The sequence below is a fragment of the Sebaldella sp. S0638 genome (assembly GCF_024158605.1).
GTDB lineage: Bacteria > Fusobacteriota > Fusobacteriia > Fusobacteriales > Leptotrichiaceae > Sebaldella.
In genome coordinates this window covers 15,643-33,809 of record NZ_JAMZGM010000041.1, presented here as the reverse complement: position 1 = coordinate 33,809, position 18,167 = coordinate 15,643, and the positions used below count along the sequence as shown (strand labels likewise).

Here is an 18,167-nt window from a genome sequence, read left to right as displayed (position 1 = left end):
TTCAAAACACCTCTTTCTTTTTTTATTATATCATTGTTTAGATTTTGGTGTTCCTACTTTACTATAGCACTACAATATCTATTCCGTTTAACTCGAAATTTTCAGATACATTTATTATTCCTCCGTTTATTATACTTGGAATCAGATAGTCAGAAGTACTTCCATAAGAAACTGTTTCTGATCCTCCGGCTCCTGCACCCAGGTTAATAATCCCGCCGGTATTATTTACAAGGTCTCCTCCTCCTTTTATGAGTATTCCCTGACTTTTCCCGGCATTTATATTTATTACTCCGTTATTTTCAAGAACAGAACCTATATTCAGGTAAACTCCCTGCGAAGACTCTCCGTTCATAGTTATTATTCCATGATTTGTTACAGTTGAGAGTTTATTTGCATATATTCCTATTGAATTTTCACCGTTTAGAGTTATATCACCAAAGTTTTCAAGTGTTCCTTTCTCTATGAAAAGTCCTATTGCTCCTTCAGCATCAGATGTAATATTACCGTGATTTTCCACATGTCCGCCTGAACCGTACACTCCGATTCCGTAATATCCTACTTTTACATTTCCGCTGTTATATACATTTGAGTTTTCTCCGAATATACCCACAGTATATCTGTTCTTTTTCGTATCCATAAAATCATTTATTACTGAATCACCAAGAATTATCTCCCCTGTATTTCTTACAGTTCCATTCTGTGAATAAATCCCTATATTAGCTGTTCCCGCAACACCGTTGATATTTCCGTTATTTTCTATATTTCCGCCGTTTACTGCATAAAATCCTGTTATATCAGAACCGTTCATTATGATTCCTGCATTATTCTTAATATTTCCTGCTGAATCACCATAAACAAAAACCGAATTATTTTTCAAAGTTACTTCGAAATTATTCTCAATTCCTGATCCTGACTTCAGTACATATCCGTAGCTGTTTTCTCCTGCTGTAAGTTTTCCGTTATTTACTATATTTGTGCCATTTAGTGCATAAACACCCACAGCTTTATTATTTCCTGTATTTATTTCCGAACCGCTGTTCAGTACAATATTAGCTCCGTCAGCATAAATTCCTGTACCGCTGTCACCTGTTGATATTATTCCGCTTTGATTTATCATTCCGCCCTCGGCATATATTCCTACAGAATTTGCTCCTGTTAGTATATTACCAGAATTTATTACTGTATTCCCTGAACCTGCACTGTAAATTCCTATTCCCGGATTATTTATATCTGATGAATTTCCTATTTTTACTGTTCCAGTATTAGTAACAGTTTTTGCTCCGTTTCCTTTTACATAAATTCCTCTTGATTTATCACCGTTTAATTCTATAAGTCCGTTATTTATAACCTGTGCTGCCGTACTGCCATCCATGTATATACCTGCTGTTTCAGCAGCATTACTTAGTATTTTCCCATCTGCTGTATTTTCTGCAAGATTACTTTCTGATCCGTAAATTCCAGTTGATAATTCTCCTATTGAAACAGTTCCGCTGTTTACTGCTGTGGAACCTGCTCCTTTTGTGCTTATTCCTACCGAGCTGTTTCCTACACTGATATTTCCGCTGTTTTTTACTCTTGATGAGTCTTTAGCATAAATTCCAGCTGAATTATTTCCTGCCAATGTGATATTTCCTTTGTTTTCTCCGTCAACACCACTTGTAAATCCTGACGGCAGACTTCCGTTATATTGTCCTTCCATGGAAATTCCCACTACATTATCTTCTGATGCACTTATCACAGAACCTGCATCCAAAAGTACAGCTGAGTTTTTACCATATATAAAACTTCCGTTTCCTGCAAGGCTGGCATTTCCTGTATATCTAAATGTATTATTGATTACATTCCCGAGTGTATACGACGAACCTGATGCTGAATTTATAACAAAATCATTTGTAAATGTTCCGTTTGAATTTATATTAAATACCAGAATATCTTTACCATTTATATTTATATTTCCGTTTCCTGCAAAATTAGTATTGCCGTCCAGATAAAATCCAAGCGCTTTATCTCCGTTAAGATTCAGCATGAAATTATTCAGATTTACATCACTGTCTTTAGCATAAATCCCTACTCCGCTGTTTCCTACAGACAGACTTCCTTCTCCTGTTAACACGGAGTTATTACTGTAAATCCCCACTCCGCCGTTTGAAGACGACAGATTTATGTCAGAACCGCTGCCCAGTGTGATAACAGAATCATTTCTTGACATATATTTATTGTCTGCATAAATTCCGTATACTTTCCCGTTTCCTTCAGATACTATTCTGTTGTTATTTGAAATATCTATTTTGTCATTACCATATTTCAGCACAGCTGATGAATTTATTCCATCCAGATAGTTCGCACCGTAAATTCCTGCACTGCTGTTTCCGCCTATTATGATTTCTCCGTTATTCTCTGTTGTTGTCCCGTTTGTAGAATATATGGCTACTGATTTATCTCCTGTTGTTTTAACGGTACTGTTATTTATCACATGACCATAGTCAGATGCTATTCCTGTAGCATTATTTCCAGTAAGAATTATAGCTCCGTCATTAGTTATTTTTACTGCATCCTGCCCTGAAGAATTCTCATAGTTTCTTTGAGCTATACCGATCTGCCCTGCCTGTGAACCTGTTATTGAATTCCCGCTTGTCAGATCTACTTTTACTGATGAAAATTCTGATCTTTTATATAATTCATTATTACTGTCCAGATTTATATTTCTATCCAGAATCAAAGCTCCTTTATTCATCGACAGCGGTATATAGTCACTTGCACTTGCAGAACTTATTACCACATTACTTGTAAGTGAAGAACCCGGATTTACCATTCCGTCAAGTGAACTAAGACTTAATGTTGTCCCTGTTCCTTCCAGAATATACAGTTTTGATCCTGAACCCATTGTCAATTCGAGTTTTCCGCTTCCAGTAAATGAATTATTCAGATAATCTGTTATTGAAGAACCTTCTTTTACATAGAATGCACTTCCTCCATTTTCTACAGAGGCATCTACAGTTCCTGTAATATCATACTTTCCTGAAACTGTGGAATTATCATAGTTATAAAATAACAATCCTTTATTTCCCGAACTTAGACTCACTCCTTCGTGAAGATTAATTACAGAACTGTTCCCGGCATACAGGCCTATTCCTCCGTTTTCAGCCCTTATACTCCCGCCTTTCAGATTTGTATCTGTATTTCCTGCTTCACTGTATATCCCCACAGAAGCAAGTCCGTTTGATACTATGCTTCCGCCGTTCATATTAAATGTACCTTCATTATATACACCAAGATTACTCATTCCGACATTTATAACAGCGTTGTTATTTAATTCCCCGGTTCCGCTGCTTCTTACAGCCACTCCTGTATTATTAACACCATTTACATTTATTACACCGTTATTATGAAAAAATTCTCCGTCATTTTCTACCTGTGATCCTACCTGTGCTTTTCCGTCTATATTTAATATCAGTCCGTTAGTTTTTACCACTGCTTCTGCACCTGAAATATATATCCCGGCATTATTTTCTCCGCCTGCAAGAAGATTTATCGTATTTGACTTTGTACTATCCTGTGAAGAACCAAGTGTTACATCTGCATGTTCTTCTACTCTTACAGCAGCTCCGCCTCTTGAATATTCTCCTACATTAAAGTAATAATCATTCATTACTACAGGTCTGGCTTTATTTTCAGTAACATATATACATGTTCCGCTTCTGCAGTCATTTATACTATATGTACTGTTATTCTTCTCATGTGTCAGATTAATATATGCACCTACAGAATTTTCCGTATAACTGCTGTCCCCTCCGGAGATATTACCGCTGTTTTCCAAACCATTATAACCCGCTGAATTAGCAACAGCCTGTCTCGGATCTTCTGTTCCTACATCTACTTTTAGTTTTGAATTTTCAAAGTTAATGTTTCTTTCTAAATCAAGCCCTATACTCTGATCTCCAAGTACTGTTATAGGTTTGTAAAGCTGCAGTTCTGAATTAAATAATCCGTTTCCTGATTCATACCATTTCCAGCTTCCATCTTCGTTATAGTCTATACCGTAACTATAATAACTATATACGGCATTATTTGTATAGAATCCTACACTGCTGTTACCGTAAAGTTTCATATCACCGTTATTCATCATGACATGCTTTCCGTCACCTTTATATTCAGAATGTTCGCCGTCACTGCCGAGTTCTTCCATAAAATAACCTGAAGATGCATTATTAGTCATGAGAAAAATTACGCTTTCCGGTGCTCTCATTTCCACTTTACCTGTATTATCAAAACCTTCCTGTTTATTGTAAGCATCCCCTTCAGTAAACATAAAGGCTACCTGTTTTCCAAGCAGATTATTAACCGTACTTGCTTCATTCAATCCTACTATTGTTCCTCTGTTAGTAAAATAGCTGTTTGCAGGTTCATATGCCCCGTGTGCCTGTAGATTTACCGCTACTACATTTGAACCTTTCAGTTCCCATGTTCCGTTATTCTCTACATATTGAAACCATCTGTTATCCACAGTATGTCCTAATGAGGTATCTAAAAACTTATCAGCCAGTTCCTGCTTCTCTCCTGCTGTTATCCAGCCGTTATTTTCCATATCTGTCAGTGTATATCTTAACATTTCTCCTGTTTCAGGATCATATCCCATATAGTGTTCATCATAGTGCAGAATTTGTACCAGATAATCTGCATCAACTACGTCACCCTCTAATGTTACTCTCAGATCTTCAGGATTTCCCCCTGCGACTCCAAATCTTGTTATTGGGTTATCTACTACTTTAAATACTCCCTGTACCTGCATTCCATAAATATCTTTATAGTTAAGAATTGAATCAGTATATATTCCTGTCGGCAATACCGCAAGTTCCTCATCCCACATTCCTGTTATAGGATCATAAATCTGTCTCATATCATACTTTAATCCTGCTGAAGGTGCTCCTACTACATTATCCAGCGTATATTCATAAAATCCCGGATTATTAGGAGACCAGTCATCATTGCTCTGTGTTCTGACATTTATTGTACCGCTTGTTAAATCCATCTGTGATATTATAGAATTTCCTCCATTTGTATCTCCAGCCGGAAAAAATCCTGTTACTCCGCCATTTCCTCCGCCTGTTCCATTTAGGTTAAGAATTGGTATCGGATTAAAGTTTATAGTGGTGATATTAGGTATACTAGGATTAAATGATACTATGTCCAATACTGGTATATCTAATTCATCAGGTGCGAACACCTCAACTATATTAGATTGAATATTCGGTATGTTAATATCCGAAACTTTTATGTCAGATACTTCTCTGTCTACTCCTTTTACATCAATGCTAAGACCCAGATCAACTACTTTATAGTCATTATCTCTATGATACGGCTTAAAGTCTCCCTCTGTCGCATATTGATCTCCTGAGAATAATTTATCAACCAGAATTTTCTGATCAGCAGTCAATCCTGAATAAAGTTCTTTGTTTCCATTTAATATGGAATATAAAATATCATCACTTATTCCGCTTTTTATAATACTTTCATATATTTCCCTGTTTATTTTATTACTGTCTCCGGATGTTTTAGGATTAGAATAATAAAGGGCATTTTCCATTGTATTATCGCCGCGCTGTTTTTCGTTATAAAACCCGCTGAAGAATATCTGCCATTCCAGATATTCCGGTTTGACAATGTAGTCTCCCTGTGAGTATAAATTTTTTAATTCTTTATTTTTTTGTTCGAGTATTCGTTCTATGAGTTTGTAATTTTTTTCATTTGATTTATTCACATTAATATTCTTTAACATATTTTGGTATAATCTGCCGTTTTTTGCCGTCTCCATTTTATTTGTATCAGCAAACAACGTTGATGCTGCATTCAATGCTAAGAAAAATAACATCTTCTTATCTTTCATACTTCTTAATCCTTCCATTTTCTTAGTATTTTTTTGCTAAATTTCTATTAAATTTTCGCTCCTAATTGTATTACATATTTTTCAGTTTGTCAAGTTTTTTTATTTTAATTACGAAATGTTTTATTTTAAAAGTTTATCCTTATTCTTTATTATATGGCTTAAAATCCTTAAATCCAATAAAAATTAAATTTACGTTCTTTATATTAAAATAATCAATTTTTTCGAAAATTGTCTTACCACTCAATAATCATATTCTTTTATTTTGATATTATAATCTATATTATCTATATAAAAATACACCTTTAAAATTTAAAAACAAATTTCAAAGTAATAAATTATATAAATATAAAATCAAAATATCCTATTTTCACAAAAAAACAAGACTATAAATATAGTCCTGCTCTAAAATTTTCCCTGTATTTTCTTAATAATATCTTGTAGTGCATACGCTTGATACTACCTGACAATCATTTCCCGTACAATTGGCAAGAGCTTTTCTTTCATTGCTTCGTGCATCAGAACCCCACGCCCATCCGTAAGTCCCGTTCTGATAAGAATACGCCACTGCCGCACATGTATTTTTATACCATATAGCTACTTCACAATTTTGACCGCAGTAATTTAGTGCTGCTCTTTCTGCGGAAGACTGGCTGGAATAATCATAGCTGTATCCTGTTGCACCTGTATCTCTGTTTATGGCTATTGCTCCATAGTAATCGCTTAATGACATTATGCTGATAAATAAAAATAATAATAATTTCTTCATTCATGCTCTCCTTTTTATTTCAATTATACTAATAATTATCAATTTATTTCAAGTATGAATATTTAATTTTATTTTTTTGATTATCATATTTTTCAAAACAATTAAAATTATTAATATTTCTGTGAGAAATTAATCTGATTTATTTTCCCCAGCTCTCAGGATTCTTGTTCCATTCCAAAGCAGTTTCTGCTTCTCCTTCACTAAGGTATTTTTCATTTTTTAACAGCTCTATCAAAATATCAAAATTCGATATTGTATCCCATTTACAGTTAATCTTATCAAAATTCTCATAAGCACTTTTGAAATTATATGAAAAAATAGCCTTTACCTCTACACTTTCAGCACCTGACTTTCTCAACACTTCTGCTGCATTAATACTGCTTCCGCCGGTAGATATAAGGTCTTCTATTATTGCTACTCTTTTCCCGGCAATCTCAGCTCCCTCTATCTGTCGTCCCACGCCGTGCCCTTTCGGTTTGCTTCTTACATAAGCCATTGGTTTCCCGAGTTTTTCCGCTATAAAAGCTGCCCATGATATTCCCGCAGTTGCTACACCGGCTATTACATCAGTATTTTCTGCATCTATAATACTAAGAAATCCTTGTACTATCCCGTCTCTTGCCTCAGGATATCCTAATATTACCCTGTTATCACAATAAATAGGACTTTTTATTCCCGAAGAAAATGTAAATGGTTCCTTTACGTTTATTTTTACCGCCTTCAAATCAAAAAGAATTTTTGCAGTTTTTTCTTTATTATTCATCAATTTCGACTTCCTTCCCTTTATTTTCAAATATTTTTCCGTCTTTATAAACAATATTCCCGTTGACTATTGTCAAAACATTTTTCCCTTTTAATTCCCAGCCTTCATATGGAGACCATCCGCACTTTGATAATAAGTCTTCTTTTTTTACTATCCATTTTTCATTAGTGTCTACTATTATAATATCAGCATCATATCCTTCTTTCAACACGCCTTTATTTTTTATCCCAAATATTTTCGCAGGATTCCCGCACATTAACTCCTGTATTTTTTCAAGACTTATCTTTCCCTGATTATACGCTGTAAGCATTAAAGCCAGCAAAGTTTCCACACCGGGCATTCCAAAAGTTATTTTTTCCATCTTTTCCCTTATAAGATGTGGTGCATGATCTGTCCCTATAGTATCTACAGCGCCGTTTCCTATACATTCCCACAGATATTCCCTGTCTGCTTTTGTTTTCAGCTCAGGTTTCATTCTGTAAAGCATCTTTTTTTCCTCATCCGAATCTTTCATCTCTTCGTCCAAAAACAGATGATGAGGGGTAACTTCCGCAAATACAGGATGTTTTTCATTATTTAACACTTTATCAGCTTTTGCCTTTATTAAGATATTCATTTCTTCCCTTGAAGAAACATGACATACATAAAGACCTTTCCCAAACTGTTTATTAAATTCAAGAGCTTTATTGATCATCCCGCCTTCTGCATGAACAGTTAAAAAGTTCGCGGCTTTTACTATATCTTCCAGCACATTGTCATCTTCCACAAGCATTTTTCCTGTACTTACATTCAGGAAAACCTTTGTAGACAAAACTCCGCTTACCTTTTTTATTTCCCCAGCATTATTATCACTGCTTCCTCCGAAATGAAACCCGAAATTCACCACGGATTTTTCACCAGCACTTTTTCTTTTCAATTCCAAAGCTTCTTTCGTTACAGTTGCCGGATTAGTATTAGGCATATCTATAAACGTAGTTATCCCGGCCTTAGCACATGCCTTTGACCCGCTTAGAAAATCTTCTTTATGTGTAAATCCTGGATCTCTCATATGCGTATGTACATCTATAACTCCGGGCATTATATATTTATTTTCAATGTCTATTACTTTTAATTCCTCACCAGTAATCTCCGCAAATATCCTGCCAGCTTCAAAAACATCTATTTCCTTTTTCATAAGATATATTTTGCCATTTATTATCAAGATATCTGTTTTTTCCCCGTTAACCAGAGTTCCATTTCGTAACAGCATTATTTCACCCTCTTTATATTTTTATAATACAGTTTCTATTTCCTCCAGTATTCTCACTGCGGCTTTTTTAGGATCATCGGCTTTTGTTATTGGTCTTCCTATTACAAGATAGTCCGCACCGTTTTTTACAGCTTCGGCAGGTGTCATTATTCGCTTTTGATCATCTGAAACAGACCATGCCGGTCTTACTCCGGGACAAACCGTCACAAAGTTTTCACCGCATTTTTCTTTTACCTTTGCTGCTTCCAGTGCAGAGCATACTACACCGTGAAGTCCGCTTTTACTGGTAAGCTCTGCCATATTCATTACCATGTCATTCAGACTTACGTCAGTCATAAAAGTTTCCTGCATTTTTTTCTCTGTCATGCTTGTCAATACTGTTACCGCTATGCATAAACTCTTTGAATCCATATCTTTCAGCATTTTTGAAATCTCAGACATAGTCTCCGTTCCACATGAGGCGTGTATATTAAAGAGAAACACCCCTTTTCTTGCTGCGAATTCACAAGCCATTTTAGTTGTATTATTTATATCATGAAATTTTAGATCCAAAAAAATTTTTTTATTCATAGAATGCAGATAGTCTACTATTTCTCCCCCTGTATTCAAAAATATCTCAAGCCCCGCTTTATAATACTCTATTTCATCTCCCAAAAGCGTCACGAGATTTTTTACATCACTCATATTTTTATAATCAAGTGCCGTTATTACCTTTTTCCTTGCTTTCATATCTTCACCCTCCGTTTTTTATTCTGAAAAAATTCTTTTCCTGTATGCTTTCCCGTCATCTGTATGAGCATACGCAACTATTTCACTTATATTTGCCAGCTTATTCTCTGCACAGTATTCAATGAGTCCCTGTTTTATTTCTACAGCTGAAAGAGGATTCTGAAAAAATCCTGTTCCTACAGATATTGCCGAAGCACCTGCCATAAAAAATTCCAGCGCATCTTCTGTAGTGCTTATTCCTCCCATTCCAAGCAAAGGAATCGACACGGCATTCGACACCTGATATACCATTCTGAGCGCTACAGGCTTTACAGCAGGCCCTGATAACCCGCCGAATATATTTCCGAGTAAAGGTTTCTTTTTATTTATATCTATAGACATTCCAAGAAGTGTATTGATCAGTGATAATGCATCTGCACCCTCGGCCTCTACCAGTTTTGCAATCCCAGCTATATCGGTAACATTAGGTGACAGCTTTACTATCAGCGGCTTTTTGGTTACCTTTCTCACTTCCCTTGTTACTCTCGCAGCCATATCAGGATTAGCGCCGAATGCCATACCTCCGTCCTTTACATTAGGGCATGATATATTCAGCTCTATTGCTTTTATTACATCTATAGTCTCTGCTCTTTGGGCTATTTCTATATATTCTTCCAGAATCTTCCCGTTTATATTTGCTATTACTGGTACTTTCAGCTCTTTTTCCAATAACGGAGCTGTTTCTTTCTCAAAATAATCTATTCCTGGGTTTTCCAATCCCACGGAATTCAGCATTCCTGCCGGAGTCTCCGCTATTCTTATCCCAAAATTTCCGTCTCTTGGCTCAGGGGTAAGTCCCTTTATCAGAATTGCTCCGAGTTCATTCGGATCAAAATAATCTTTATATTCCAAACCAAATCCAAAACATCCGCTTGCAGTCATTATAGGATTTTCCAGATTCAAACCTGCAAAATTTGTTTTCAAAAAATTCAAAATTCCACCTCGCATTTATTTTTTCCCGTTTTATTTTTATATGCACTTCGCATTACACGTTTCTCCTTCTGTATAAGGAGCGTTTTTTATTATAATTTTACTGTCAAATACCGGACCGTCATGACATACCTTTTTCATACCCGTTTTGGTTTTTATGGAACACCCTACACATGCCTTCACTCCGCATGCCATTCTTTCTTCCATGGAAATCTCACAATGTATATTATTTTTTTCAGCAATTTCCGATATTTTTTCCATCATTATATGCGGCCCGCATGTGTATATAATATCAGCTGCTCCTTTTTCCAGATAATTCTCAAGAAGCTCTGTTACAAAGGCTTTTTCCCCTGCACTTCCATCATCACTGCATATTCTCACGTCCACATTTTCTATATCAAAGTTTTCCAGTATTTTCAGGGCTTCTATATCTCTCCCTCCTGCTATAAATACTATTCTGTTACCTTCTTTTATATTGTTAATAAGCTGTTTCAGCGGAGCAAGACCTATGCCTCCGCCTATAATCACAGCTGTTTTATCTTTTACACCTGTATCAAAACCTTTTCCCAGAGGTCCCTGTATATTTATGTACTCATCTTTTTTATACTCTGATATTTCCTTAGTACCTTTTCCTGTTATTTTATATACGAACTCAAGAATTTTTTCATTTTCATTAACACAATGGAGACTTATCGCCCTTTTCAAAATTTTTGCTCCGTCACGGCATTTCAGAAGATAAAACTGTCCTGCTTTAGGTACTGCACAGCCGTCGCTCATTTTTACCCTCAGCAGATAATTGTCTTTTCCTATCTCTCTGTTTTCCAGAATTTTTACATCATCTAAAAACTTTGCCATTTTCCCTCCTTTTATCCGGTTTTTATTTTAATATTATATCTGTATATTTTATCACTTTTTCACAATAAACACATCTGTATTTTCTCCCATGGCTGTCAGTTTCATTCATAAACTTGGTTTTCACATTTTCGCTGTTTGTTATGCATCTGCTGTTGTTACACTTTAGTATACCATTTATTTCCCTTGGTTCGGGAACTTCTTTTTTTTCTTTTACCTTAAAGTCCTCTATTATATTTATAGTTGCTCCCGGAGCTAACAGAGATATTTTTTCCAGCTCTTCCTCTGTAAGAGTTCTGCATGCTACCTTTACTATCCCTTTTTTTCCCAGCGAATTGCTTGTAAGATTAAATGCCACTGTTACAGTTTCTTTAAAATTTTTCAGATCAAGTATTTCTACCACTTTCAAAGCTGTATCTGTAGGAAGGTGATCTATTACAGTTCCATTTTTTATCGCAGATATTTGTAATTCCATATTTTTTCACTACCCTTCTATTTTTTCTTTTATTCCAAGCGCCACGAGCATCATTGCCTGTCTTACGGGAACTCCGTTTTTTGCCTGCTGAAAGTAAAGTGCGTGTTTAGTATCGTCCAGATCAGTATTTATCTCGTCCACTCTTGGAAGCGGGTGAAGTATTATCATATCATCCTTACATTTTCCCAGTATGTTTTCTTTTGAAATAACATATATCCCTTTTACCTTCTCATACTCTTCATCATCAGGAAATCTTTCTTTCTGAACCCTTGTCATATAGAATACATCTATATCTGCAAGACATTCCCTAAAGTCCTCAAGCACTTCATATTCTATCCCGAGTTCTTCCAGGTCATCTGTTATATATTCAGGTATTCTCAGTATCTCAGGTGCTATAAAGTATATTTTCGGATTAAAATGGCTTATAGCTTTTACCAGTGAGTGTACCGTTCTTCCATATTTCAAATCCCCCACAAATGCTATTTTCAGATTATTCAAAGTCTTTTTTTCTTTCAGAATCGTATATAAATCAAGCAGTGTCTGACTCGGATGCTGATTTATCCCATCTCCTGCATTTAACACAGGTACTCTCGAAGTTTCTGCCGCCACTCTTGCGGATCCGTCAAGAGGATGTCTTATTACAATAAGATCTGAGTAAGATTCAGCCATTCTTATTGTATCAGACAGTGTTTCTCCTTTTTTTACCGATGTTCCGTCCGGAGAATCAAAACCTAATACCTGAGCCCCCAGTCTCTGTGCTGCTGACTGAAAAGATAATCTTGTTCTCGTACTCGGCTCAAAAAACAATGTTGATATGATTTTCCCTTTTAACAGCTCCCCCTTGTTATTATCATTTTCCACCTCTTCAGATATTTTCAAAATATGAAGTATTTCTTCCTTGCTCATATCTCTCATTGAAATAATATCTTTTCTAGACTTTTTCAAAATACTGCCTCCTTATAATTTGGAATTTTCGGTTTACGGTTAACTAAAGAACATGTTCCTTATTAATATTTCAGAACTTATATCCTCCGGCTAACTGATTCTGCTGTAACTGTATATGTTTTGCATTGTATATCACTTATTTTTGACTGTTCATTTCGTAAATTTCTGTATCTTTTTTATGCAGTCCTTTTTCCAGTATTCCTAATACTGCATTTAGCGTGTCCAGTGATGTAAGCACTTCTATTCCATATTCCACAGCAGTTCTTCTTATTTTAAACCCGTCCCTTTGCGAGTCATTTGCTTTTGTGGGTGTATTTATTAATATATCTATTTCTCTGTTTTTCAGTTTATCAATTATATTCGGCGAGTTTCCTCTGATCTTATTTATGATCTCAGACTCTATTCCGTTTTCTTTCAAAAACCGGTATGTCCCCTCTGTCGCAAAAAGTTTATATTTTTGTTCAAGAAGTTTTTGTGCAAGCGGCAGGAATTCTCCCTTATCATTGTCATTCAAAGTTACCAGAGCTTTTTTTCCGCTTTCGGGGTATTTTTTATCTGCTGCAAGAAGTCCTTTGTATACAGCCTCCTCATAAGTTTTCCCTACTCCCAGCACTTCTCCTGTTGATTTCATTTCAGGCCCTAAAGATATTTCAATTCCCTCTATTTTTTCAGTGGAAAATACAGGCACCTTCACTGCTATAAGCTTTGGTTCTTTATATACTCCCGTGCCGTATCCCATATCTTTCAGCTTTTCTCCCAATGCTGCCCTTGTTGCCAGTTCAATCATGGGAATTCCTGTTATTTTGGAAACATACGGTACTGTTCTTGAAGATCTCGGATTTACTTCTATTATGTAGAGTTCCTCTTTATATGCTATAAACTGTATATTTATCATCCCGAAAATCTCCAGTTCTCTTGCCAGTATCTTTGTAGTTTCCACCACTTTTTTCTTTATATCCTCACTTACATTCTGAGTAGGACACACAGTAATCGAATCTCCGGAGTGGACACCGGCTCTTTCAAGGTGTTCCATTATACTTGGTATCAGTATGTCTTCACCGTCACATATAGCATCTACCTCTATCTCTGCTCCATTCAGATATTTATCTATTAGAACGGGATTATCAGTATCTCTGTAAAATGCAGACTCAAGATATTTTTTCAGGTTATATTCGTCATAGCATATCTCCATTCCCTGTCCTCCGAGTACATAAGACGGTCTTACCAAGACAGGATATTTTATATTTTCTGCTATTTTTATTCCTTCTTCCGCATTCCACACAGCTTTGCCGTTTGGTTTTTTTATTCCCAATCGGTCTATAAGCTTATCGAATTTTTCTCTGTCTTCAGCTTCATCTATTTTTTCAAAAGACGTCCCTATTATTTTTATTCCTTTTCTTGTCAGTTCACCTGCGAGCTTTATTGCTGTCTGCCCGCCGAACTGAAGAATCACGCCTTCCGGTTTTTCTTTCTCTACTATTTCCAAGACATCCTCAGCTGTAAGCGGTTCGAAGTAGAGCTTATCAGCAGTGGAAAAATCAGTTGATACAGTCTCAGGATTGTTATTTATTATTATTGATTCTATCCCCATTTTTTTCAAAGCTGCTATATTATGAACAGTGCAATAGTCAAACTCTATTCCCTGCCCTATTCTTATCGGCCCTGACCCTATCACTATTATCTTTCGTCTGTTGCTTATTACCACTTCGTCATAATCATCATAAGTAGAATAATAGTAAGGAGAAACTGCCTCGAATTCCGCTGCACATGTATCAACCATTTTATAGACAGGTTTTATCCCGTATTCTTTTCTTTTCAGCCGTATATCTTCTGTACTCACTCCCATAAGCTCTGCTATTCCTTTATCGGAAAAACCTTTCTTCTTGAGTTTTTTCAGACATTCAGCCCCAAGGTCATTAAATGACATCTCTTTCAAAAGCTCTTCCTGCTTTACTATCCACTCTATCTTTTCTATGAAGAAAATATCAATTCCCGTAAGTTTGGCAAGCTGTCTTTTTACATATCCCCTTCTCAGCATTTCTGCAAGATCAAATATTCTTTCATCGTCAGGCTTTTGTATTCTCTCTTTCAGTTCTTCGAGACTTCTTTTTGCCGAAGCCGGATGCATCAGATTATCACGGTTTATTTCCAGTGATCTTATCCCTTTTAGAAAAGCACTCTCAAAATTATTTCCTATTGCCATTATTTCCCCGGTTGCCATCATCTTTGTACCGAGTTTTCTATCCACTTTCTGAAATTTATCAAACGGCCACTTTGGTATCTTCACTACTACGTAATCAATGGCAGGCTCATGACAGGCAAATGTCTCTCCTGTTACTTCATTTCTTACTTCATCCAGAGTATATCCCAGTGAAAGTTTTGCTGCTACCCTTGCTGTTGGATAGCCGGTTGCTTTGGAAGCCAGCGCTGATGATCTTGATACCCTTGGATTTATTTCGATTATGGCGTATTCAAATGATGTGGGATTTAGTGCAAACTGGACATTACATCCTCCTACTATACCTATCTCATTTATTATTTTTATAGACGAAGTTCTTAACATCTGATATTCCTTATCGGAAAGAGTCTGCGACGGCGCCGTTACTATTGAGTCTCCTGTATGTATTCCCACAGGGTCTATATTTTCCATATTACATACAGTTATACAATTTCCGTCTTTATCTCTTATTACTTCGTATTCTATTTCTTTCCATCCCAGTATTGATTTTTCCACAAGAACCTGTCCTACTCTTGACAGCTGGAGACCTTTCAGAAGTATGTCTTTCAGTTCCTCAGGATTTGCCGCTATTCCTCCTCCGCTCCCACCCAGAGTATATGCAGGTCTTACCACTACCGGATATCCGATCTTTGCTGCGAAATCCTGCCCGTCTTCGAGATTCATCACTATACTGGAATCTATTACAGGTTCCCCTATTTTCATCATACTTTCCCTGAAAAGTTCTCTGTCTTCACCTTTTTTTATGGATTCTATCGATGTCCCGATTATATTTACATTATATTTTTCCAGTATTCCCGAATCCTTCAGCTCTACAGCCAGATTCAGTGCAGTCTGACCGCCCATTCCCGGAAGCAGTGAGTCTGGTTTTTCCCGTGCTATTATTTTCTCTATTGTTTGTATGTTCATCGGCTCTATATACACCTTATCTGCTGTTTTGCTGTCTGTCATTATAGTTGCCGGATTTGAATTTATAAGAACTACTTCTATTCCTTCTTCTCTCAGTGCTTCACATGCCTGTGTACCCGAATAGTCGAATTCTGCTGCCTGTCCTATTACTATAGGCCCTGATCCTATTACAAGCACTTTTTTTATAGAATTATTTTTCATTTTTCCTCCTGCCTGGATAAATACGTTTTAGCTTTCTCTTATCATATCTAGAAAATCATCAAAAATGTACGCTGTTTCTTCCGATCCCGGTGATGCTTCCGGATGAAACTGTACTGTATATACTTTTAATTCCTTATTTTTCAATCCTTCCACAGAATTGTCATTTAGATTTACATGACTAAGTATCGCACCTTCTGGAAGTTCAGTTACCTTATAACCATGATTTAGCGAACTTATATATATTTTATTCTTTTCTATATCTTTCACAGGATGATTTCCTCCTCTATGACCGAATCTCATTTTCGCAGTTTTTCCGCCCATAGCAAGCGCTGCTATCTGATGTCCGAGACATATTCCTATTACCGGCTTTTTTCCTATGACTTTTTTTACAAGCTCTATTACTTCGGGAAGATCTTCCGGATCTCCCGGCCCGTTTGACAAAAATAATGCTTCAGGGTTATATTCCATTATTGTTTCATATTTTGTATCAGCAGGAAATACCCTTACATCACAGTTTCTTTTTGCAAACGATTCTATTATATGTCTCTTTATTCCAAAGTCCATTATTGCTATTTTCTCACCGCTGCCTTTTATTTCCAGAATATCTTTTCTTGTGACCTGCTGTACTGCATCAGCATTTGAAAATGATGAAAATATATTTTTCAGCTCTTCCTGTGACAAATCTCTTGTTGTGATTACTGCTTTTTTTGTTCCTGTATTTCTTATTATTCTTGTAAGATGTCTTGTATCTATATTTTTTAATCCCATTACTTTATTTTGTTTCAAATACGCCTCAAGAGTTATTTCACACCTGAAATTATTCGGTAATTTTGCATCCTCTTTTATTATGAATCCCTTCACCCTTACCCTGTCAGACTGCATGTCCTCGAGATTAATACCGTAGTTTCCGATAAGCGGGTAAGTCATAACCACTATCTGTCCGTAATAAGACGGATCTGTAAGTACTTCCTGATATCCTGTCATAACCGTGGTAAATACAAGTTCACCTACTGTTTCTTCCAGATAACCGAAAGCTTCACCGTGAAAAATCATGCCGTTTTCTAAAATCAGTTTTGCTTTCATAATTCCTCCTAATGTTTTGTCTAACTTAATATTTAAATAATTGATATCTGACTCTGTCAAAACACTTATACTTATTTCTGATTTATATTATTATTAACAAATCACTCAAAGCACTAAATGATCATAAAAAAAGAATAATAATTATTAACTAAAATAACCATTATTCTTATTATGTTTATTATTTAAAAATATAAAGTAATTGTAAAAATTAAAATTCTCTGTAATCTTAATAACTAAGAGTACGAATAAGTAAGTAAAATAATCAGAACTTTTAAAAATATCTTTTATCTTTTCGACAATTTTTTCTTTTATAAAGTTTAGTGACATTTTCGCTCTTACTCCTCTCTTTTATTTTTACATTTCTATCAGTTTAACAAATATAAAGAAGTAAGTCAATAGATTTTATTTTTATTTCGCTGAATTATTTTTTATTAATCAGTGCTTTTCCCTGCAATATTAGCAGCAGTTTTTTTGTATAAATTTTTTATTTAAATTTCTTATATTTTATTTAATCATTAGTTTTCCTTTGTTATTCACCGTTTTTCTCTTGGAAAAAATCTTTTATATAAATGAAGATTATTTATTCTGATATGTTTTACCATTACTTCAGGAATATAAAATAAGATATAAGAAATAATAAAGCCCAGACTCACTCCTGCCAAAACATCAGTAAAATAATGAACTTCCAGATAAAATCTGGATACTGATATCATAAGGGCAATAACACCTATTATGTATCTAAATTTCAGCTTATAAAAATAAGATATTCCAAAGACTGCAAATGCCACTGCACTGTGTGCCGAAGGAAATGATGATGTACCTGAGGTGGTCACTTTTGGTATAAAATGCATGTATTCATATGGTCTTATTCTTTGAAATGTATCTTTTAAGTAATTTGTAATTATAAAGACAATTATAACTGATACTGTCATTGCTGCTGCTGTTTTTCTTGTTTCTTTTTTAACAGATAAAATTATTAATAACATTATCCATATAATTCCTTTATCTCCTAATGAAGTAAAAAATATCATGATCCTGTCTAACAAAGGATTCTGAATTATATTTACAGTGTTTACCACTACCTGATCCAAAACATTTAACATTTT

The 18,167-nt window shown here is 35.4% G+C and carries 12 protein-coding genes; all 12 read right to left on the bottom strand.

The genetic code is table 11. From position 1 onward, the window contains the following. Positions 1-61: 61 nt before the first annotated feature. Positions 62-5,884, bottom strand: coding sequence for an autotransporter domain-containing protein (locus NK213_RS11920; protein ID WP_253349424.1), 5,823 nt, complete (start codon positions 5,882-5,884; stop codon positions 62-64). Positions 5,885-6,308: 424 nt separating this feature from the next. Beyond that, complete coding sequence (locus tag NK213_RS11915) at positions 6,309-6,650, bottom strand: DUF4189 domain-containing protein (protein ID WP_253349423.1); 342 nt, start codon at positions 6,648-6,650, stop codon at positions 6,309-6,311. 139 nt (positions 6,651-6,789) lie between these two features. Beyond that, the gene (gene pyrE, locus NK213_RS11910) at positions 6,790-7,413 is read right to left on the bottom strand and encodes an orotate phosphoribosyltransferase (RefSeq protein ID WP_253349421.1); all 624 of its coding nucleotides are present in this window, start codon (positions 7,411-7,413) and stop codon (positions 6,790-6,792) included. Continuing rightward, complete coding sequence (locus NK213_RS11905; protein WP_253349419.1) at positions 7,406-8,662, bottom strand: dihydroorotase family protein; 1,257 nt, start codon at positions 8,660-8,662, stop codon at positions 7,406-7,408. The genes pyrE and NK213_RS11905 overlap by 8 nt, the downstream gene beginning before the upstream one ends. Before the next feature lie 21 nt (positions 8,663-8,683). Beyond that, positions 8,684-9,391 carry an orotidine-5'-phosphate decarboxylase gene (gene pyrF / locus NK213_RS11900; RefSeq protein WP_253349417.1) on the bottom strand — a complete coding sequence of 236 codons (708 nt, stop codon included), beginning with the start codon at positions 9,389-9,391 and terminating at the stop codon, positions 8,684-8,686. 18 nt (positions 9,392-9,409) lie between these two features. Then, entirely contained in the window at positions 9,410-10,363 is a 954-nt protein-coding gene (locus NK213_RS11895) for a dihydroorotate dehydrogenase (RefSeq protein WP_253349415.1), read from the bottom strand. A gap of 36 nt (positions 10,364-10,399) precedes the next feature. Continuing rightward, a complete protein-coding gene (locus tag NK213_RS11890) occupies positions 10,400-11,215 on the bottom strand; it encodes a dihydroorotate dehydrogenase electron transfer subunit (protein WP_253349413.1) in 816 nt (271 codons plus the stop codon). A gap of 22 nt (positions 11,216-11,237) precedes the next feature. Beyond that, positions 11,238-11,687: an aspartate carbamoyltransferase regulatory subunit gene (gene pyrI, locus NK213_RS11885; RefSeq protein WP_253349411.1), complete on the bottom strand. Its 450-nt coding sequence runs from the start codon at positions 11,685-11,687 to the stop codon at positions 11,238-11,240. A 9-nt stretch (positions 11,688-11,696) separates the two neighbouring features. Then, positions 11,697-12,632 carry an aspartate carbamoyltransferase gene (gene pyrB, locus NK213_RS11880; protein ID WP_256478718.1) on the bottom strand — a complete coding sequence of 312 codons (936 nt, stop codon included), beginning with the start codon at positions 12,630-12,632 and terminating at the stop codon, positions 11,697-11,699. A gap of 136 nt (positions 12,633-12,768) precedes the next feature. Next, positions 12,769-15,978: a carbamoyl-phosphate synthase large subunit gene (gene carB / locus NK213_RS11875; protein ID WP_253349409.1), complete on the bottom strand. Its 3,210-nt coding sequence runs from the start codon at positions 15,976-15,978 to the stop codon at positions 12,769-12,771. Positions 15,979-16,005: 27 nt separating this feature from the next. Next, a complete protein-coding gene (gene carA, locus NK213_RS11870) occupies positions 16,006-17,061 on the bottom strand; it encodes a glutamine-hydrolyzing carbamoyl-phosphate synthase small subunit (RefSeq protein WP_253349407.1) in 1,056 nt (351 codons plus the stop codon). Positions 17,062-17,594: 533 nt separating this feature from the next. Continuing rightward, positions 17,595-18,164, bottom strand: coding sequence for a phosphatase PAP2 family protein (locus tag NK213_RS11865; protein WP_253349405.1), 570 nt, complete (start codon positions 18,162-18,164; stop codon positions 17,595-17,597). Between the last annotated feature and the right edge of the window lie 3 nt (positions 18,165-18,167).